Genomic DNA, 20,073 nt, shown 5'->3' with positions numbered 1-20,073 from the left:
CCGCGCCCGAATCGGCCGCACCGGTTTCCCGTTTCGGCGGTATGCGCTTGATGTACTTGAATGTGCCGGACGATTTCGACACGATCTTGCCGTCGGCATCGACGATTTCTCCCTCGCAGAAGACCATCGTCGAAGTGCGATGCACGGTCTGGCCACGCGCGGTCAGCTTGCCCCGCCCGGGCGCCATGAAGCTCGTCTTCATTTCAATGGTGACCACGCCGCGGCCTTCGGCATCCGCCGAGCGTCCGGCGATTGCCATGGCCACGTCCAGCAGGGTCATGATCACGCCGCCATGGGCCATGTCCCAGCTGTTCTGGTGGCGCTCCTGCAGGTCGAGTTCGATCTCGCTGCGGCCGCCTTCCATGTAGTTGCAGAGTACGCCGAGGTCGGCGAGGAATGGGATGCTAAGTTGGCGTTGCGTCATGGTGGGGGCGTAGGAAAAACCGTGGCGTGATTATGCGCTTTGTGTCCGCTCCCCTCTCCCATTTACGGGAGAGGGGAGCAAATCAAAAGCAATCAGACCGCGCTGACGCCGCCATCCACCGCCAGGATCTGACCCGTGATGTGCTTGCCGGCATCCGACGCGAACAGCAGCGCAGCGCCTTTCAGGTCCTCGTCATCGCCGAGGCGGTGCAGCGGCACGCCTTCGCACATCTTGTCCACGCCAATGCGGTCCAGCGAGCCCTTGGTCATCTTCGACGGAAAGAAGCCCGGGGCCAGTGCGTTGACCGTGATGTTGTGCTCGCCCCATTCGGCCGCCAGCGTACGCGTGAAGTTGATCACGGCGCCCTTCGAGGTGTTGTAGGCAATCGTGTCCATCGATCCCGGCGGGTTGCCGGCCAGACCGGCGATAGACGCCACGTTGATGATGCGGCCATGACGGCGCGGGATCATCGACAGCTTGCCGATCCGCTGCGACAGCAGGAACAGCCCGCGGATGTTCAGGTTCATCACCTTGTCCCAGGCCTCGATCGGGTGATCCTCGGCCGGAGCGCCCCAGGTTGCCCCGGCGTTGTTGACGAGGATGTCGACATGACCGAGCTTCGCAATCGCCTCGTCGGCAAGGCGCGCGATCTCTTCGTCCCGCGAGCCGTCGGCGGCAATCCAATCGGCCGCAATGCCACGTGCCCGCAGGTGTTCCTGCGCGGCCTGCAGTTCATCGGCCTTGCGCGCCGACAGCACCACGCGGGCGCCCTGCTCGCCCAGTGCCTCGGCGATCTGCAGCCCCAGACCGCGCGAGCCGCCAGTGATCAGCGCTGTACGGCCCTTGAGGTCGAACAATTGCTGGATGGTTCTCATGAATGTCTCCTGTTTCTTTCGTGTTTCTTTCTTGTCGACGCTGGCCGGTCAGAACCAGGCGTCCTGCATGTCGAGGGTCGTGCGGTCGAGCGATGCCAGCAAGTCCAGTTGCGGATACACCTTCGGCAGTTCGAACCGGAAGAAATACGCCGCCGCCGCAAGCTTGCCGCGATAGAAGTCGGCATCCTCGCCGTTCGCACCAGCCAGCGCGGCATGCGCCACCAGCGCCTGCTCGAGCCAGATCCACGTCACGACAACATGGCCAAATGCTTCGAGATAGACCGACGCATTGGCCAGCGTCACGTTTGTATCCCCTGCCGACCACAGCGTGCGCGTGACTTCGGCCAGCCGTGCGGCCGCGGCGCCCAGCGCACGGGCCTGTTCGCCGAGCACCTTGTCACCGCTGGCAGCCGCACGACCGCAGGTGGCCGCCACGCGCCTGGCCAGCAACTGGAACGCAGCGCCATCCTGCATCACCACCTTGCGGCCCAGCAGGTCCAGACCCTGGATACCGTGCGTGCCTTCATGGATCGGATTCAGACGGTTGTCGCGATAGAACTGTTCGACGTTGTACTCGCGCGTGTAGCCGTAACCGCCGTGGACCTGAATGGCCAGGTTGTTCGCTTCGAGGCACCACTGCGAAGGCCAGCTCTTGGCGATCGGCGTGAGGATGTCCAGCAGCAGCGACAGTTCACGATGCCGGTCAGCATCGCCAGCCGCCTTGGCCGCGTGCTCATCGTCAACCAGCCGCGCGCAGTAGAGGTTCAGTGCAAGCCCACCTTCGACGTAGCTCTTCTGCGCCAGCAGCATGCGCCGCACGTCGGCGTGCTCGACGAGCTTCACCTGCGGGCTGGCCGGGTCCTTGCCCTGCGGGCCGACGGGGCGCCCCTGCGGACGGTTGCGCGCGTAGTCCAGCGCGTGCAGGTAGCCGGTATAGCCGAGCGCCACCGCACCAAGGCCCACGCCGATGCGCGCCTCGTTCATCATGTGGAACATGCAGGCCAGGCCCTTGTGCGGCTCGCCAACCAGATAGCCGATCGCGCCGGCCTTGCCATTCGGCCGGTACTTCATGCCTTCGCCGAAGTTCAGCAGGCAATTAGTGGTGCCGCGATAGCCCATCTTGTGGTTCAAACCAGCCAGCACGACGTCGTTGTGCTCGCCCAGCGATCCGTCCTCGTTGACAAGGAATTTCGGCACGATGAACAGCGAAATCCCCTTCACGCCAGGGATCAGCTTGCCGTCCGGGCCGGGGATCTTGGCCAGCACCAGGTGGACGATGTTGTCCGACAGTTCGTGCTCGCCCGCGGAGATCCACATCTTGTTGCCGCGCAGGCGATATTGCTGGCCCAGCGGGGATTCGCCCTCGTAATCGGCGCGCGTGGTGATGTCCGACAGTGACGACCCGGCCTGCGGCTCGGACAGGCACATCGTGCCGAAGAAGCGGCCTTCCAGTTCCGGACGCACGAACGTGTCGATCTGCGCCGGCGTACCGTGCGTGAGCAACAGGTTCGAGTTGCCGATGGTCAGGAACGGGTATGAACTCGTCCCCACGTTTGCGGCCTTGAAGTACGCGAATGCGGCCTTCTCCAGCGTAACGGGCAGTTGCATGCCGCCGTACTCGTAGTCCTGGCCGGCGGCCATCAGGCCGGCTTCGCAGAACGCCTTCAGCGCGGTCTTGACTTCGGGGATGATCGTGACCGTCTCGCCATCGAAATGCGGCTCCTGGGCGTCGCTCTTCTTGTTGTGGGGGGCGAACAGGTCGGTGGCGATTTTCTCGCAAGTATCGAGCGCAGCGTCGAAGGTCTCGCGGGAGTGATCGGAAAAACGGGGAATCTGCGTCAGGTCCTCGGCATTGAGCCATTCGTACAGAACGAAGTTGAGGTCACGACGGGAAAGAATCAGCGACATGGAATGCAAGGCTCCGGGCTGAAACGAAGGGCAGGCAATGGCCTTCGATATGCATGAGGGAAAGGCTCCCCTCTCCCGCTCAGCGGGAGAGGGGTTGGGGGAGAAGGAAACGCGGTTCAAATTGCCGCGGTGGCAAATGGATGCGCTTGCCCTCTCCCCCGGCCCCTCTCCCGCAACGCGGGAGAGGGGAGATCACACAGAGGGGAAACGAAGCCTTACAGCACCTCGAACAGGCCGGCGGCACCCTGGCCGCCGCCGATGCACATCGTCACCACGACGTACTTGACGCCGCGGCGCTTGCCTTCGATCAGCGCGTGGCCGACCAGGCGAGCGCCCGACACACCGTACGGGTGACCCACGGCGATTGCGCCGCCGTTGACGTTCAGGCGATCCATCGGGATGCCGAGCTTGTCGGCGCAGTACAGCACCTGCACGGCGAACGCCTCGTTCAGTTCCCACAGGCCGATGTCGTCAACCTTCAGGCCGGCCTTCTTGAGCAGCTTCGGCACCGCGAACACCGGGCCGATACCCATTTCATCGGGCTCGCAGCCGGCTACGGCAAAGCCGCGGAACACGCCGAGCGGCTGCAGGCCCTTGGCCGCCGCCACACGCGCATTCATCACCACGGCAGCCGAGGCGCCGTCCGAGAATTGCGACGCATTGCCAGCCGTGATCACGCCGCCGGGCATTGCCGTGCGGATCTTCGACACGCCTTCCAGCGTGGTGTCGGCACGAATGCCTTCATCGGCGTCGATCGTGACTTCCTTGGTCAACAGCTGGCCGGTGGCCTTGTCGGCCACGCCCGCGAGAACCGTCATCGGTACGATCTCGTCCTTGAACTTGCCGGCTTCCAGCGCGGCTGCGGCACGCAGCTGGCTCTGCACGCCGTATTCGTCCTGGCGCTCCTTCGCGATGTTGTAGCGCTTGGCCACGTTCTCGGCGGTCTGCAGCATGCTCCAGTAGATTTCCGGCTTGTTCTTGGTCAGCCAGCTTTCCTGGACCATGTGGCGGTTCATCTCCTGCTGCACGCACGAGATCGATTCCACGCCGCCTGCCACGAAAATATCGCCTTCATCGGCGATCACGCGCTGCGCGGCCATGGCGATGGTCTGCAGGCCAGACGAGCAGAAACGGTTCACGGTGGCGCCAGGCACGGTCACCGGGCAGCCGGCGCGCAGGGCGATCTGGCGCGCGATGTTGGCGCCGGTGGCGCCTTCGGGGTTGGCACAGCCCATCAGCACGTCTTCCACTTCACCGGCTTCGATCTTGGCGCGGGCGATGGCGTGCTGGACGGCATGGCCGCCCAGGGTGGCGCCGTGGGTCATGTTGAAAGCGCCCTTCCAGCTCTTGGCCAGCGCGGTACGCGCCGTGGATACGATGACTGCCTCGTTCATGTGTTGCTCCTCGGTATCTTGGTGTCTTGCAAACTTGCGAGAAATATTCGGTTTGTTCGGCGTGATGTTTCAGGATTCAGGGAGCCACGGATTCTGTGTACCGGCACCGGACAGCAGTTCGTCGGACGTCGTGCGCCGGACACCGGCCTCGGCCAGGTCCTGCCATGCCAGCGCAAGCGACCCGTTCAGGTCGATCGCACGGCATGCATCTTCCACGACGACCGCATCGAAACCTGCCGCACGCGCATCGAGCGCGCTCCAGGCCACGCAGTAGTCCGTTGCCAGCCCGACGCAGACCACCCGCCTGACGCCGTGCTCGCGCAGATACCCTGCCAGCCCGGTCCTTGTCGTGCGGTCCGCTTCCAGGAAAGCGCTGTAGCTGTCCACGCTGGCATGGTGGCCCTTGCGGATCACCATGCGCGCGTGCGGGATTCGCAGGTCCGCATGCAGCGCGGCGCCCCGGGTTTCCTGCACGCAGTGGTCCGGCCACAGCACCTGCTCGCCATACGGCAGCATGATGGTCTGGTACGGCGCCGCGCCGACATGGCTTGTGGCGAACGACGCGTGGCCGGCGGGATGCCAGTCCTGCGTCAGCACCACATGCTCGAATGCCTGTGCCAGCCGGTTGATCACGGGTACAACCTCGTCGCCATGCGGCACGGCCAGCGCACCGCCCGGCATGAAGTCATACTGAACATCGATCACCAGCAGGCAATCCTGCGCGCCGTAGGCCATGGTCCCGTTACCCCTTTCGAATCACGCCAGGATGTCTTAGCCGTTGAAGCCCTTGCCCTCGTCGGCCAGCTTCTGCAGCAGCGGGGCCACCTGCCACGCTTCGCCGTGGTAACCCTTGGCGTAGCGCTTCATGGACTGGGCCACGTTGTACAGGCCAACCTGGTCTGCATACAGCATCGGGCCACCGCGGAACAGCGGGAAGCCGTAGCCGGTCAGGTAGACCATGTCGATGTCCGATGCCTTCGAGGCAATGCCCTCTTCCAGGATCTTCGCGCCCTCGTTCACCAGCGCGAACACCAGACGCTCGACGATTTCCTCGTCCGAGATCTTGCGGCGCGTGATACCGAGCTCCTTCGAGTGCTCGACGATCATGTCGTTGACCTGCTGGTTCGGGTAAGGCTTGCGGTCACCGGCCTTGTAGTCGTACCAGCCGGCGCCCGTCTTCTGGCCGAAACGGCCGATTTCGCAGAGCTTGTCGGCGGTCTTCGAGTACTGGATGTCCGGCTTGTCCACCGCGCGGCGCTTGCGGATGGCCCAGCCGATGTCGTTGCCGGCCAGGTCGCCCATGCGGAACGGGCCCATCGCGAAGCCGAACTTTTCGATGGCCTTGTCCACCTGCTCGGGCAGCGCGCCTTCGTCGAGCAGGTAACCGGCCTGGCGGCTGTACTGCTCGATCATGCGGTTGCCGATGAAGCCGTCGCAAACGCCCGAGACCACGGCCGTCTTCTTGATCTTCTTGCCGATCTGCATGACGGTGGCCAGCACATCCTTGCCGGTCTTCTCGCCGCGCACCACTTCCAGCAGCTTCATCACGTTTGCCGGGCTGAAGAAGTGCATGCCGACCACGTCCTGCGGACGACGCGTGAAGGAGGCAATCTTGTTGACGTCGAGCGTGGAGGTGTTGGACGCCAGAATCGCGCCGTCCTTCATCACTTCGTCCAGCTTCTTGAAGACGGTTTCCTTGACGCCCATTTCCTCGAACACGGCCTCGATCACGAGGTCGGCATTCCCGATGTCCTCATAGGACATGGTGGTGGTCAGCAGGCCCATACGCTGCTCGACCTTCTCCTGCGTCAGCTTGCCCTTCTTGGCGCTGTTCTCGTAGTTCTTGCGGATCGTGGCCACGCCGCGATCCAGCGCTTCCTGCTTCATTTCCAGCATCGTCACGGGGATGCCGGCGTTCAGGAAGTTCATGGTGATGCCGCCGCCCATGGTGCCTGCGCCGATCACGGCAACGCGCTCGATCTTGCGCACCGGGGTGCCTTCGGGCACGTCCGGGATCTTGCTGGCGGCGCGCTCACCGAAGAACGCGTGGCGCAGCGCGCGTGATTCCGGCGTGCCAACCAGGTACATGAAGCCGTCGCGCTCTTCCTTCAGGCCTGCTTCGAACGACTTCAGCGAAGCCGCCACCGCATCCACGCACTTGGCGGGCGCCGGGAAATTCTTGGCCACTGCAGCCACGGTATTGCGCGCGAATGCCAGGAAGCCCTCGGCGTTCTCGTGGCGCACCTTCAGGTCACGCACCTTCGGGTACGGGCCCGGCGCGGCGGCCACGCCCTGGGCGAACTTGACAGCGGCGGGCAGCACGTCACCGTCGACGATCTCGTCAAACAGCTTCGAGCCGGCAAACTTCTCCGAGGGAATTGCGGTGCCGGACACGATCATGTTCAGCGCGTGTTCCAGGCCAATCACGCGCGGCAGGCGTTGCGTGCCGCCGGCGCCCGGCAGCAGGCCGAGCTTGACTTCGGGCAGCGCGATCTGCGCGCCCTTTGCGGCCACGCGGTAGTTACAACCAAGGGCCAGTTCCAGGCCGCCGCCCATGGCGACCGAGTGGATCGCCGCGACGACCGGTTTGGTCGAAGCCTCCAGCGCGCGGATCACCGAATGCAGCGTCGGCTCCTGCGTGGCCTTGGGCGTATTGAATTCACGGATATCGGCGCCGCCCGAGAAAGCCTTGCCGGCGCCGGTAATGACCACTGCCTTGACAGCCGCGTCATCCAGCGCACGGGTCAAGCCTTCGACGATGCCCAGGCGGGTGCTGTGACCGAGGCCGTTAACGGGGGGATTGTCGAGCGTAATGACGGCTACGCCGTCTTGAACCTGATACTGCGCTGTCATACGCGTTCCTTTGGTATCTGAAGTTGTCTCGGGATTCGAATTCTCGAATGAAGGTACTGCCAGAATCGCGGGTTGGTCGTGTTATGCCCCGCAATCCCTTGCCACACAAGCCATCTGGCTCGAAAGCGAATCAAGCATACACAAAATAGCACGGTCGTTCAATTTCATTTTTCGACCATGGAAACGGCGTCATGCGCGGCCTTCATGCCGGCTTTTTCCGGCATTCATGTTGATCCTGTGCAACGCACGAATCCCTCAGGGGGAACCCGTAGACAACCCTGCTTCTTATGCCTGCCACGCCACTTTGAGGGCGTAATCGGCACGCCTGGCGACTTTATTTGGTGCGCACCTCGAATCGCCGAAAAAGTCACGGTAGACTCGCGCCTTTCGTTTTTTCGGGGAGGCTGCCACGTGTCCACAAGACACCCCTAGAGCATCCGCCCTCCGACGATCCAGCGACCCTGATGTCTACCCACGACCATCCACATCAACACCCGGTTGTCGAGCACGACGACCTGCGCCGCAACCTCAAGGCGCGCCACCTGACCATGATCGCCCTGGGCGGCGCCATTGGAACCGGCCTTTTTGTTGCCTCCGGCGCATCGATCGCACAATCCGGCCCCGGTGGGGCGCTGCTGGCGTACTGCCTGATTGGACTGATGGTCTATTGCCTGATGACCAGCCTGGGCGAACTGGCCGTGCACATGCCGGTTGCCGGATCATTTGTCACCTACAGCGCACTCTATGTCGACGAAGGCTTCGGATTCGCGCTGGGCTGGAACTACTGGTTCAGCCTGGCCGTGACGATCGCCGTGGAACTGACTGCCGCGCAGCTAGTGATGCAGTACTGGTTCCCTGACGTACCCGGCATTTATTGGAGCGCAACCTTCCTGGCGCTTATGTTTGCACTCAATGCGTTCTCGGTGAAGGGCTTCGGCGAAGCCGAGTACTGGTTCGCGATGATCAAGGTGGTCACCGTGGTGGTATTCCTGTGCGTGGGCGTGCTGATGATCTTCGGCATCCTCAAGGGTGGCCCGCAATCGGGCTGGCACAACTTCACCACGGGAGAAGCCCCGTTCGTCGGCGGATTGCCGGGACTATTCTCGGTGGCGATGATCGCCGGATTCTCATTCCAGGGAACCGAAACGGTGGGCGTGGCTGCAGGTGAAGCTGCAGACCCCGGGCGTACGATCCCGCGCGCAATCCGGCAGACGTTCTGGCGGATCCTGCTGTTCTACGTCGTGGCGATCCTGATCATCGGCGTGCTGATTCCCTATACCGATCCGAACCTGCTGCGCAACGACGTCACCGATGTCGGCGTCAGCCCGTTTGCACTGGTCTTCCAGCACGCCGGGCTCGCGTTTGCCGCGGGACTGATGAACGCCGTGGTGCTGACCGCCCTGCTTTCGGCGGGAACATCGAGCATGTACGTATCCACGCGGATTCTCTATGGCCTGGCCGTAAGCGGCCGCGCGCCGAAGGCACTCGGCAAGCTCACGCGCAACGGCGTACCGTTCAATGCGCTGCTGATCACCACGGGCGTTGGCGCGCTGTGCTTCTTCACATCGCTGTTCGGCGACAAGGCCGTGTACCTGTGGCTGCTGAACACGTCCGCAATGACTGGCTTCTTCGCATGGCTGGGAATCGCCGTCAGCCACTATCGCTTCCGCAAGGGCCTGCTGTACCAGGGCTACAAGGTCAGCGACCTCGCCTACCGGTCACCGCTCTACCCGTTCGGCCCGATTTTCGCGGGCGTGCTGTGCCTGGTTATCGTGGGCGGACAGAACTACCAGGCGTTCACGGATATTCCGGGCAGGTGGCAAGAGATTGTGTCGACCTATATCGGTGTCCCGGCATTCCTGGCGCTGTGGCTCGGCTACCGCATCGTGCGCAAGACACGCGTCATCGACTACGAGGACATGCCGTTCGAACTGGTGAAAAAGGGTTGATCGCTGGTTCTGGCATGAGCCGCAGCATTGAAGGAACGAGCGCCCGCATTGCGGGCGCTCTTGCCATGTGGGTTGATCACTGACCACGCATCAGATACTCGAATCCCGCACCCACGGTTACAACGGCAAGCAGTGTCAGGGCGGTCATTACACAGGTCATGACCCTTGAGAAAAACACCTTGTCTTCATGCATTCTGATGATGAACTTTGTCATAAGCACTCCTATCAAGTGGATTGGATGAACGGCTACAGGCTCGGCCTGACCAGCGCCACATAGCCCAGGAAATGAATGGCTCCGCTGACGCCGGCGAGCCAGAACCAGAAACGCGGGATCTTCTGCTCCGGCGCATGCCCGGCAGCGTCGCGCTGATGAGCGTCCATAGTGGCGAACAGCACTAGCACCGACGCTACGACAATGACCGTCACGTGGGACGCGATGGCAAACCACATGAACTGCCGCGGTCCGCCAGGCTCATCGAGCGCAGACGCCAGCAAGTAACATGCGCTTGCACTCATCGGTATCACTGCCCACAGCAGTTGCCCATCCTTGATCGCATAGCGCACGATCCCGCGCCGATGGGCACGGAAAAAGCTCGGGATCCGGGCTAACGGCAGCAGTGCTAACGGCGCACCCAATGGAAGCGCTACGTTAAACACAAACCAGCCGAACAGCTCGATTGCCCCGTTCATAAAGCCCCATGAAAAGTTGAAAAGACGTGTCGGGCACGCAGCGGATGCGCCGGTGCGAGTCGACAACGCGATTCATCCTAGGCTTGGGGGCGACGGGTGCCTAGTGCCGGATTCTCAAAGTGATGATGGGCGGGACTGTGATTGCGCAGGATCAAGTGCGCGAACTCTGATACTGGTTGACCAGCGGCAATACGCCTCTCGCAAGCTGCCGATACTGTCCGCTGATCCAAGATGACTCGGGAGCCGGAATGAGCAGATTTGTGGGAGAAATCGAGCGAAGTCGCTATCTCAGAGCACAACTGTGGGAGGCATATCGAGCCAAGTACGGTCTCATCAGCCAGGGAGCTTCCGTTTCAACGATGGTGGAGATGCTCCGACTTGAGGAAACCGTACGGCGCATGGAATCTCGCCGCGCCAAGCTCGAATTCGATGGCGCAAGACTCATGTGGATAGAGGACGGCATCACCCGTTGGCAGTGGCGAGCAGTTTCCGGTCGCGCTGGCTATCAGCATCGCCAGCACCAGTACTTGAAGGACAAGGGGCCACTGCCAGAAGGCTTCTACGTTGCGAGGCAGTCCGAACTCCAACGCTGGGAAGACTATTCGCCACTAAACCGAAGCGCCTGCATTCTTGGTGCACTCGGAATTATCAAATTCTCCGGCGCCTGGCCCGGATGTCGGTTTGCCTGGGGTGACCGTCGCGTCTGGCTGCGACCGCGCCACGACACCGCGACATTGGGGAGGGCGAACTTCTCAATCCATGGCGGGGCCGTACCGGGATCGGCAGGGTGCATTGATCTGACGTCCCAGATGCCGCACTTCGTGGACGCCTTCATCAAATATGGAAAGGATATGGATGTTCTCGTCAGGTATTGAACGACTTGCACGCGCCCTGACATCGGCCTACGCCATCATCGTCGCTCAAGCGATGGTCCGCCACCTGCTTACCGGCTGGCATCGGGAGTACCTTTGGCCGATAGCGATTGCCCTCGGTACATCCCTGCTGGCCTTGGCCGCCATGCTTCTGCCGGGCGGCCGCATCCGGCACCGCTGGCTCTGGGCGTTACCCCTCTGCCTCGTTACAGTTGTGGCCGCGGCGTTCGCCTGACCCGTTGCAGGCGCAAGGCCCCTACACCTCCAGCCACTCTTTCCGAATCTGTGCATTCGCCTTCAGTTCGGCCGGGGTGCCTTCGAAGACGATATGGCCGTGCCCCATCACGTACACGCGCTGCGAGATATCGAGGGCAATGGCCAGCTTCTGCTCGATCAGCAGCACGGAAATACCGCGCTCCTTGAGCGTCTTCAGGAAATCGCCGACCAGCGTGACGATCATCGGGGCCAGGCCTTCGGTGGGTTCGTCGATCAGGACGAGATCCGGGTCGCCCATCAGCGTGCGGCACAGCGTAAGCATCTGCTGCTCGCCGCCCGACAACACACCTGCCGGCGTATTTTCCCGCTCCTTGAGCCGCGGAAACATGCGGTACATGTCCTCCACGGACCAGCGCGGTTTTGTCTGACGAGGATTGCGCTTCTCGCCGAGCAGCAGGTTCTGACGCACGGTCAGAGTTGGAAAGATGTCGCGGTTCTCCGGCACATATCCGATGCCGGCATGCGCAATCTCGAACGTGCGTCGTCCGAGCACCTCGTCGCCGCGAAAGCGCACGGAGCCTTCCGCCTTGACCATGCCGAGTATCGCCTTGGCCATGGTCGACCGGCCAACGCCGTTGCGTCCAAGCAGCGCGACGATCTCGCCTTCGTCGACGTGCGCGTCCACGCCATGAAGGATATGGCTCTTGCCGTAGTAGGCGTGCAGACCTGTGACTTCCAGCATGCGCTTACCCATCAGTGCGCCCCCTCCATGACCGGTTCGTCCAGCGTGGTGCCCAGATAGGCTTCCTTGACCTTGCGATTGTTGCGAATCGCCTCGGGTGTATCGGTGGCGATGACCTCGCCGTAGACCAGCACAGAGATCCGGTCGGCCAGGCCAAACACAACGCTCATGTCGTGCTCCACCATCACCAGTGTCTTGCCCACGGTGACCTTGCGGATCAGTTCGACAGCATGGTCGGATTCCGATCGGCTCATGCCCGCGGTGGGCTCGTCGAGCAGGATCACCTCTGCACCGCCGGCGATCGTGATGCCGATCTCCAGCGCGCGCTGCTCCGCATAGGTCAGCAGACCCGCCTGCGTGTTGCGCCGATGTTCCATGCCGATCAGTTCGAGCACTTCATCGGCCCGGTCGCGTGCATCGCGCAATTCGGCAAGCCGGTGCCAGAACGAGTACTTGTAGCCAAGCGACCAGAGCACCGCGCAACGCAGGTTCTCGAACACCGAAAGCCTGTGAAAGATGTTCGTGATCTGGAAGCTGCGCGAGAGCCCCATGCGATTGATCTCGAACGGCCTCAGCCCGGCGATGCTCTGGCCATTGAGCCTCACGCTGCCCGATGTCGGCGCGAAGCGGCCGGATATCAGGTTGAACGTAGTGGACTTGCCCGCCCCGTTCGGGCCGATCAGCGCGTGGCGTTCGCCCTTGCCAATCGTCAGCGTGACACCCCGGATGATCTCGGTCTGGCCGAAGCGCTTGCGAACGTCGGACAATTCAAGTGCGGGCGTCGTCATGCGTGCCCTCCGGTTTGAGCCTGGATCGCATCGAGATGCGCGCGTACCTGTGCAGTCGCCCAGCGCCACGCCGCATACCCCAGCGCCCACAACGCGGCTGCCACGATCCACGGCGTCAGCTTGCCGGCATCGAACCCGATGCCAAGCAGCGACATGTCCGTGCCATTGCCGCTGTCGACCTGCACCTTGTAGATCATCTCGACGGTCAGGATCAGCGCGGCCAGCAGCACCGCGCCAGCCACCGCTGCGCGCCCGTAGTACGGCAGCATGCGGCCCAACTGCTTCTTCGCCAGCAGCGGCATCTGCATCATCAGCAGGCTGGCGATGCCGCCCGGCACAAACATCACCATCATCACGAAGAACAGGCCCAGGTAAAGCAGCCATGCCTTGGTCAGGTCGGACAATGCGACGGCGAACAATGTGAAGACGATGGCGCCGATCACGGGGCCGAAGAACACACCCGCACCACCAATGAACGCCGCCAGCAGCACACCGCCGGAGCGCACTGCGCTGACGTTCTCGGCAGACACGATCTCGAAATTGATGGCCGACAGCGCCCCGGAAATGCCAGCGAAGAACGCCGACAGGATCAGCACCAGGTAGCGCACGCGCTGCGTGTTGTAGCCAATGAATTCCACACGCTCGGGGTTGTCGCGCACGGCATTGGCGATGCGGCCCAGCGGGGTCTGCGTCCAGGCATACATTGCCACCATCGAAAACAGGCACCACGCGGCGATCAAGTAGTAGACCTGGCGGCCATGGCCGAATGTGATTCCGAGGAATGGCTCGCCGACCACGCGGTTGGTCGAGATGCCACCCTCCCCGCCGAAGAAGTCCGGGAACATCAGCGAACTGGCAAACACCATCTCGCCAATACCCATCGTGATCATCGCGAACGTGGTGCCCGATTTCTTCGTGGTCACGTAGCCGAAAATTACGCCAAAGAACGCCCCGGCAAGCCCGCCCACCAGCGGCAGCATCGACACAGGCAGCCAGACCTTGCCCGCGCCGATCATGTTCAGCACGTGTACGGCAATGAAGGCCCCCAGCCCCGAATACACGGCGTGCCCGAACGACAGCATGCCCGTCTGCCCGAGCAGCATGTTGTACGACAGCGCGAAGATGATCATGATGCCCATCTGCGACAGCAGCGTCACAGCAAAGCCGCCACTGAAGATCAGCGGCATCACCAGCATCAACACGATCGTCATGCCCCAGATCAGCCAGCGCGCCAGATTCAGCGGGCGATAGCGCATGGTCCGGCCCGTGACCACCGGCTCGGAGGATTGTTGCATCGTCGTCGACTCCATCGCTCAGCTCTCCCGGGTACCCATCAGCCCGCGCGGGCGGAAGATCAGCATCACCACCAGCAGCAGGTATGGCATAACTGGCGCAACCTGCGCGACGGTGAGCTTCCACAACGAACTGAGCGGCGTGGCGTCGGTGACCGTCATGCCAAAGCCGCCAAGGAGACCAGCCAGTGACGCATCGATCGTCACCGCGAACGTCTGCAGCACGCCGATCAGCAGCGACGCAATGAACGCGCCGACCAGCGAGCCCATGCCGCCGACCACCGCCACGACGAACACGATGGAGCCGACCGCCGCGGCCATCGACGGCTCCGTCACGAATGCATTCCCGCCGATCACGCCCGCCAGCCCCGCCAGCGCCGCGCCACCGCCAAACACCATCATGAAAACGCGCGGCACGTTGTGACCAAGCGCTTCCACCATCTCCGGATGCGTCAGCGCAGCCTGGATCACCAGGCCGATGCGCGTGCGGGTCAGCACAAGGTAGATCGCCACCAGCATGCCCAGCGACACGAGCATCATGAAGGCCCGATATTTGGGGAAGGAGGAGGTGAAGACCGTGAAGAGTGGCCCGTCGAGTTCCGCCGGAATCCGGTACGGCACGGCGGCCAGGCCCCAGACCAGCTTGACGCCTTCCTCGATCAGGTAGGCCAGGCCAAACGTGAACAGCAATTCGGCGACGTGGCCATACTTGTGCACGGTACGCAGGCCGAACCGCTCCACAAGGGCACCGGCCCCAGCCACCAGCAAGGGGGCGAAGATCAGTGCCGGCCAGAAACCGATCTTGCTGGCGATGGTGTACGCGAAGTACGCGCCGAGCATGTAGAAGCTGGCATGCGCGAAGTTCAGCACGCCCATCATGCTGAAGATCAGCGTCAGCCCCGACGACAGCATGAACAGCAGCAGGCCATAGCTGACGCCGTTCAACAGCGAGATGACAAAAAATTCCACGGCAAGTCCTCAGTACCGAAGCCTGACCCGACAAAACTCGCATTGTCCGGGGTTCCCGCGCAAACGGGAACCCTGGCCTGCCCTTCTCTGTTTTTCTTCCCGCTTCAGGGTCGCTTCATCTGGCACGACGTCGGCTGCGCGGCCACGAACTGGTCAAGCTGCGCGTTGGTCTTCCAGCCGTAGCCAGTGTTCTCCTGGTCGAACTTGATGTCCTTGCCGTTGACCTTGGTCCAGGTGGCCACCACCAGCGACTGCTGGGCCTGGTGGTCGGAATTGCGCATCTCCACCGTGCCGTTCATGCTGTCGACCTTCATGCCTTCCATCGCCTTGGCAACCTTGACCGGGTCCGTGGAGCCGGTGTCCTTGATAGCCTTCGCGAGAAAGGCGATGCCCGAGTAGGCCGCCATCACATAGAAATCGTCGTTGTACTTCTTTTTGAAGCCTTCAACGATATCGCCGCCCTTGAAGCCAGGGTTGTTCGGGTTGTAGTAGCCCACGTACTTGACATGCTCGGCGCCGGCCGCGCCCATGGCCGTCGGCACGCCCGTGGTGGCCGCGTAGTACGTGTAGTAGTTGACCGGCAGCCCGGCGTCCTTGCCCGCCTTGATCAGCAGCGCAAGATCGCTGCCCCAGTTGCCCGTGATCACCGTATCGGCGCCGGAAGCCTTGATCTTGGCCGCGTACGGCGCGAAATCCTTCACCTGTGCCAGCGGATGCAGGTCTTCGCCGACGATCTGGATGTCAGGACGCTTGCGCTTCAGGTATTCCTTGGCCGCGCGGGCCACCTGGTGGCCGAACGAGTAGTTCTGGTTGATCAGGTAGACCTTCTTGACGTTCGGGTCCTTGGCCAGATACGTGGTCAGTGCCTCCATCTTCATGTCGGAGTTGGCGTCCAGCCGATAGTGCCAGTAGTTGCACTTGCTGTTCGTCATGTCCGGGTCGACCGCCGCGTAGTTCAGGTAGATGATCTCCTTGCCCGGGTTGCGCTCGTTGTGCTTGGCCACGGCATCCTCCAGCGCCATCCCCACTGACGAGCCGTTGCCCTGGACGATATAGCGGATATTCTGGTCGACGGCCTGCTTGAGAATGGTCAGGCTCTCCTGCGGTGAAAGCTTGTTGTCAAACCCCACCACTTCGAACTTGTTCGCGCCGGCCCAGCCCTTCTGGTTGGCCACGTCGGCCACGTACTGCCAGCTCTTGAGCTGGTTCTGCCCCACCGGGGCCATCAGGCCCGAAAGCGGATCGATAAATGCGATCTTCACCGTTTCGGCTGCTGCCATGCCCGATGCCAGCGCGGAACCCAGTGCCAGAACAGCTGCCACACCGGTTACCAGCGGACGCAACTTGGTCATACCTGTCTCCTTCACTTGTTGTCGTTGGCGATTTGCGGTGGCCGCGCCCCCTTGCGTGGCCGGCCGCCGATGCGCGGATCCCCCTCGATGAATCCGCGCAAATGCCTGCTGCTGCGTTGTCAGTGAACAGCTTCCCGGGCGCCGGGCCTCAGGCTGTTGGCAGCTTGTAGTCCTTGAACTGCTCGCGCAGCTTGAGTTTCTGCATCTTGCCGGTGGCGGTCAGCGGTATCTCGCTGACGAACGCGACGTCATCGGGAATCCACCACTTGGCGACCTTGCCCTCGAAGAACCCAAGCAGTTCCTCGCGCGTGACGTCCATGTTGGGCCGCTTGACGACAACCAGCAGCGGGCGTTCGTCCCATTTCGGGTGATAGGCGGAGATGCATGCGGCCATGTGCACGGCCGGATGGGCGGCTGCCACGTTCTCGATGTCGATCGACGAAATCCACTCGCCGCCGGACTTGATCACGTCCTTGCTGCGGTCCGTGATCTGCATGTAGCCTTCCTTGTCGATCGTGGCCACGTCCCCGGTGGGGAACCAGCCATCCACGAGCGGGCTGTTGTCATTTCGGAAGTAGTGGTCGATAACCCACGGCCCGCGCACCAGCAAATCGCCAAAGGCCTTGCCATCCCACGGCAGCTCCTGGCCTTCGCCATCGACTATCTTCATGTCGACGCCAAAGATCACGCGTCCCTGCTTTTCCAGGATCTTGTGCCGCTCGTCCTCGGACAGGTCCTTGTGGCTCGCCAGCAGCCTGCAGGACGTGCCCAGCGGCGACATCTCTGTCATGCCCCATGCGTGGATCACCTCCACGTCCAGCGCCTCGAGCGCGCGGATCATCGCCGGAGGCGCGGCCGAGCCGCCGATCACCGTCTTGCGGAATGTCGAGAACTTGAGCTTGTTCGACTGCACGTACTGCAGCAGGCCCAGCCAGACGGTCGGCACGCCGGCGGAGAACGTCACCTCCTCCTGCTCGAACAACTCGAAGAGCGATGCCCCATCAAGCTTCGGTCCGGGGAGCACCAGCTTGGCGCCGACCAGCGGCACCGAGTACGGGAGGCCCCAGGCGTTGACGTGGAACATCGGCACGACCGGCAGGATCACGTCACGCGCCGAGCAGCCGAGCGCATCGGGCAGCGCGGAAGCATACGAGTGCAGCACCGTCGAGCGATGCGAATAAAGCGCGCCCTTCGGGTTTCCGGTGGTACCGGACGTATAGCAAAGACTCGATGCCAGGTTTTCGTCGAACTGCGGCCAGTCGTAATTGCCGTTCTGCGCGTCGAGCAGATCCTCGTAGCAGATCAGATCGACTTTCGATTCCGCCGGCATATGGGCCCGGTCGGTCATCAGCACCCAGCCCTTCACATTGGGGCAATGCGGCGCCACGCCTTCCACCAGCGGCAGGAACGTGCTGTCGAAGAATACGTAGCGGTCATCCGCGTGGTTGACGATGTAGGCAATCTGTTCCGGGAACAGGCGCGGATTGATCGTATGGCACACGGCGCCCATGCCGGACACGCCGTAGTAGATCTCCAGGTGACGGTACCCGTTCCAGGCCAGCGTGCCAACGCGCTCACCCTGCTGCACGCGCAGCGCCTCGAGCGCCTGCGCCACCTTGCGCGCACGCAGTTCGCAGTCTCGGTAGGTATAGCGATGGAGGTCGCCTTCGGTTCGTCGCGAGACGATTTCGGTGCTGCCGTAATAGCGTGCAGCGTGCCTGATGATGGAGGAAATGAGCAGCGGCGCGCTCATCATTTGACCCATCAATGCCATGAAGCGGTCTCCAGTCTTGTAATGGTCTGCGCGAAAAACGAACAACCGTGCTTATTTTTGGCCGATTGTTCCCTTGCCCTGCAAAAACAAAAAACTCGGTGACGTTTTACATGTGATTGAATGCGTGCAGTGCCTTGTCTATCGCTACACGCGAGCCCTGTCATGCATGGGATTGATGTCCGTTATTTGCTTCGCTATTCATGTGGGCTGCGAAGCCACGGAGACCCTTGGCCGACAGGGGAAAACCGGTGCAAGTACAATACTGCGAGCCCTGATGCGCCTCAATATGTCGTTTTCCCCTATCACCATGCATTCGATGCATGCGCACTTGAACAGGGCATGCGGCAGACCCATCTCAGACCTGTCTGACAGAGGCATAGCCCAGCAACCCGACAGCCGCCCCGATGCCCAACGCAGCCACTGACGCCCTGACGCGAACCCCCTTTGACGTACCCTTCGGCACGAGCCCTGGCATTGCCGCGCTCGGCGAGCGCTTCTTTACGCGACTCGCCCCGACGCCACTGCCATCGCCCTACGTTGTCAGCGTGGCACCAGCCGCCGCGGCCCTGCTGGGCTGGACCGAAGCGGGCCTGCGCGATGCAGCAAAGGACCCCGCATTCATCGACACCTTCATCGGCAATGCCGTGCCGGACTGGGCAGATCCGCTGGCCACCGTGTACTCGGGCCATCAGTTCGGCGTTTGGGCCGGGCAGCTTGGCGATGGCCGCGCCATCCGGCTGGCGGAGGCACGCATGCCGGACGGCCCATGGGAAATCCAGCTCAAGGGTGCCGGCCTGACCCCCTATTCGCGCATGGCCGACGGCCGCGCGGTCTTGCGTTCATCGATCCGCGAGTACCTGTGCTCCGAAGCCATGTACTCGCTCGGCGTGCCGACCACCCGGGCGATGTCGATCATTGGTTCCGATGCACCCGTGCGCCGTGAATCGATCGAAACTTCAGCGGTGGTCACGCGCCTGGCGCCGAGCTTCATCCGGTTCGGACATTTCGAGCATTTCGCCGCGCGCGAAGACCATGCGTCCCTGCGCGCACTGGCCGACTTCGTCATCGACAACTTCTACCCGGCGTGCCGCGACGCGGCCAATCCGTACCAGGCGCTGTTGCGCGAGGTGTCCTTGCTGACCGCGGACCTGGTGGCTCACTGGCAGGCCATCGGTTTCTGCCACGGGGTCATGAACACGGACAACATGTCGATCCTGGGGCTGACCATCGACTACGGTCCATTCGGCTTTCTGGATGCGTTCGACGGAAATCACATCTGCAACCACTCTGACCAGCAGGGCCGCTACGCCTACAGCCAGCAACCGCAGATTGCATTCTGGAACCTGCATTGCCTGGCACAGGCGCTGCTACCGTTGTGGCGCGATGCGGAAGCCACCGATCCAGAGGCGGAGAAGGAAGCTGCCGTGGCTGCCGCGCGCGAGGCACTGGATCCGTTCCGCGACCGCTACGCCGCAGCGTTCTTCCGCCACTATCGCGCCAAGCTCGGGCTGCGCAGCGAGCACGACCAGGACGAAGCGCTGATGACCAACCTGTTCCGCGTGCTTCACGCCAATCGCGTGGATTACACGATCTTCTGGCGCAGTCTTGGCCGCATCTCGTCGCACGATGCCTCGCAAGACGCGCCAGTGCGCGACCTGTTCCTGGATCGCGCGGCCTGGGATGCCTGGGCGGCGGAGTACCGTGCCCGGCTGCAAGCCGAGCAGTCCGATGATGCGGCGCGCGCCGCGGCCATGCTGGCCGTGAATCCGAAGTACGTATTGCGCAACCACCTGGCGGAAACCGCCATCCGCGCTGCTCGCGAGAAAGATTTTTCTGAAGTGGACCGGCTGCTGGCCGTGCTGTCGAAGCCTTTCGACGAGCAGCCCGAAGCGGAACACTATGCGGCGCTGCCACCCGACTGGGCATCGGGCCTGGAAGTAAGCTGCTCGTCGTAATTGAGGGAACTGCCCCTGCC

18 protein-coding genes are annotated in these 20,073 nt (G+C 62.6%); 4 read left to right on the top strand and 14 right to left on the bottom strand.

What is annotated here, in order from left to right; all coding sequences use genetic code 11:
• From B552_RS0107995 to B552_RS0107970, 6 genes are all read right to left on the bottom strand, one after another.
• Window positions 1–424: PaaI family thioesterase (locus B552_RS0107995; RefSeq protein ID WP_019448478.1), on the bottom strand; the 424-nt coding region annotated here is incomplete at its 3' end.
• A gap of 92 nt (window positions 425–516) precedes the next feature.
• Window positions 517–1,299 carry an SDR family oxidoreductase gene (locus B552_RS0107990; RefSeq protein WP_019448477.1) on the bottom strand — a complete coding sequence of 261 codons (783 nt, stop codon included), beginning with the start codon at window positions 1,297–1,299 and terminating at the stop codon, window positions 517–519.
• A 48-nt stretch (window positions 1,300–1,347) separates the two neighbouring features.
• Window positions 1,348–3,207 carry an acyl-CoA dehydrogenase gene (locus tag B552_RS0107985; RefSeq protein ID WP_019448476.1) on the bottom strand — a complete coding sequence of 620 codons (1,860 nt, stop codon included), beginning with the start codon at window positions 3,205–3,207 and terminating at the stop codon, window positions 1,348–1,350.
• A 215-nt stretch (window positions 3,208–3,422) separates the two neighbouring features.
• Complete coding sequence (locus B552_RS0107980) at window positions 3,423–4,601, bottom strand: acetyl-CoA C-acyltransferase (RefSeq protein ID WP_019448475.1); 1,179 nt, start codon at window positions 4,599–4,601, stop codon at window positions 3,423–3,425.
• Between the two features lie 69 nt (window positions 4,602–4,670).
• The gene (gene pncA, locus B552_RS0107975; protein ID WP_019448474.1) at window positions 4,671–5,336 is read right to left on the bottom strand and encodes a bifunctional nicotinamidase/pyrazinamidase; all 666 of its coding nucleotides are present in this window, start codon (window positions 5,334–5,336) and stop codon (window positions 4,671–4,673) included.
• A 36-nt stretch (window positions 5,337–5,372) separates the two neighbouring features.
• Window positions 5,373–7,454: a 3-hydroxyacyl-CoA dehydrogenase NAD-binding domain-containing protein gene (locus tag B552_RS0107970; RefSeq protein ID WP_019448473.1), complete on the bottom strand. Its 2,082-nt coding sequence runs from the start codon at window positions 7,452–7,454 to the stop codon at window positions 5,373–5,375.
• A gap of 464 nt (window positions 7,455–7,918) precedes the next feature.
• On the opposite strand from B552_RS0107970, the gene B552_RS0107965 reads away from it, so the two are divergent.
• Window positions 7,919–9,403 carry an amino acid permease gene (locus B552_RS0107965; RefSeq protein WP_019448472.1) on the top strand — a complete coding sequence of 495 codons (1,485 nt, stop codon included), beginning with the start codon at window positions 7,919–7,921 and terminating at the stop codon, window positions 9,401–9,403.
• 76 nt (window positions 9,404–9,479) lie between these two features.
• Here B552_RS0107965 and B552_RS28800 read toward each other — a convergent pair whose 3' ends face one another.
• Together B552_RS28800 and B552_RS0107955 are read right to left on the bottom strand one after the other, a co-directional pair.
• Window positions 9,480–9,617 carry a hypothetical protein gene (locus B552_RS28800; protein WP_019448471.1) on the bottom strand — a complete coding sequence of 46 codons (138 nt, stop codon included), beginning with the start codon at window positions 9,615–9,617 and terminating at the stop codon, window positions 9,480–9,482.
• Window positions 9,618–9,649: 32 nt separating this feature from the next.
• Window positions 9,650–10,159, bottom strand: coding sequence for a hypothetical protein (locus B552_RS0107955; RefSeq protein ID WP_157160207.1), 510 nt, complete (start codon window positions 10,157–10,159; stop codon window positions 9,650–9,652).
• A gap of 182 nt (window positions 10,160–10,341) precedes the next feature.
• On the opposite strand from B552_RS0107955, the gene B552_RS27305 reads away from it, so the two are divergent.
• Together B552_RS27305 and B552_RS0107945 are read left to right on the top strand one after the other, a co-directional pair.
• Window positions 10,342–10,968, top strand: coding sequence for a DUF2778 domain-containing protein (locus B552_RS27305; protein WP_019448469.1), 627 nt, complete (start codon window positions 10,342–10,344; stop codon window positions 10,966–10,968).
• Entirely contained in the window at window positions 10,949–11,200 is a 252-nt protein-coding gene (locus tag B552_RS0107945) for a hypothetical protein (protein ID WP_019448468.1), read from the top strand. The genes B552_RS27305 and B552_RS0107945 overlap by 20 nt, the downstream gene beginning before the upstream one ends.
• A gap of 21 nt (window positions 11,201–11,221) precedes the next feature.
• Here B552_RS0107945 and B552_RS0107940 read toward each other — a convergent pair whose 3' ends face one another.
• The 6 genes from B552_RS0107940 to B552_RS0107910 form a co-directional block, all read right to left on the bottom strand.
• On the bottom strand, window positions 11,222–11,935 hold the full coding sequence (locus tag B552_RS0107940) for an ABC transporter ATP-binding protein (protein ID WP_019448467.1): 714 nt from the start codon (window positions 11,933–11,935) through the stop codon (window positions 11,222–11,224).
• Entirely contained in the window at window positions 11,935–12,711 is a 777-nt protein-coding gene (locus B552_RS0107935; protein ID WP_019448466.1) for an ABC transporter ATP-binding protein, read from the bottom strand. The genes B552_RS0107940 and B552_RS0107935 overlap by 1 nt, the downstream gene beginning before the upstream one ends.
• Complete coding sequence (locus B552_RS0107930; protein ID WP_019448465.1) at window positions 12,708–14,021, bottom strand: branched-chain amino acid ABC transporter permease; 1,314 nt, start codon at window positions 14,019–14,021, stop codon at window positions 12,708–12,710. Before B552_RS0107930 ends, B552_RS0107935 begins: the two co-directional genes overlap by 4 nt.
• Window positions 14,022–14,024: 3 nt before the next feature.
• Window positions 14,025–14,972, bottom strand: coding sequence for a branched-chain amino acid ABC transporter permease (locus tag B552_RS0107925; RefSeq protein ID WP_019448464.1), 948 nt, complete (start codon window positions 14,970–14,972; stop codon window positions 14,025–14,027).
• A gap of 104 nt (window positions 14,973–15,076) precedes the next feature.
• Window positions 15,077–16,324, bottom strand: a complete 1,248-nt coding sequence (locus tag B552_RS0107920; RefSeq protein ID WP_019448463.1) for a branched-chain amino acid ABC transporter substrate-binding protein — start codon at window positions 16,322–16,324, stop codon at window positions 15,077–15,079.
• A gap of 148 nt (window positions 16,325–16,472) precedes the next feature.
• The gene (locus B552_RS0107910; RefSeq protein ID WP_019448462.1) at window positions 16,473–18,098 is read right to left on the bottom strand and encodes a 3-(methylthio)propionyl-CoA ligase; all 1,626 of its coding nucleotides are present in this window, start codon (window positions 18,096–18,098) and stop codon (window positions 16,473–16,475) included.
• Window positions 18,099–18,502: 404 nt separating this feature from the next.
• Here B552_RS0107910 and B552_RS0107905 point away from each other — a divergent pair, with 404 nt between their 5' ends.
• Entirely contained in the window at window positions 18,503–20,053 is a 1,551-nt protein-coding gene (locus B552_RS0107905) for a protein adenylyltransferase SelO (protein ID WP_019448461.1), read from the top strand.
• The last annotated feature ends 20 nt before the right edge of the window (window positions 20,054–20,073 follow it).

Source organism: Cupriavidus sp. BIS7, from assembly GCF_000292345.1.
Taxonomy (GTDB): domain Bacteria; phylum Pseudomonadota; class Gammaproteobacteria; order Burkholderiales; family Burkholderiaceae; genus Cupriavidus.
Note: the sequence above shows the minus strand (reverse complement) of the source record. Positions and strands in the feature narration are given on the sequence as shown.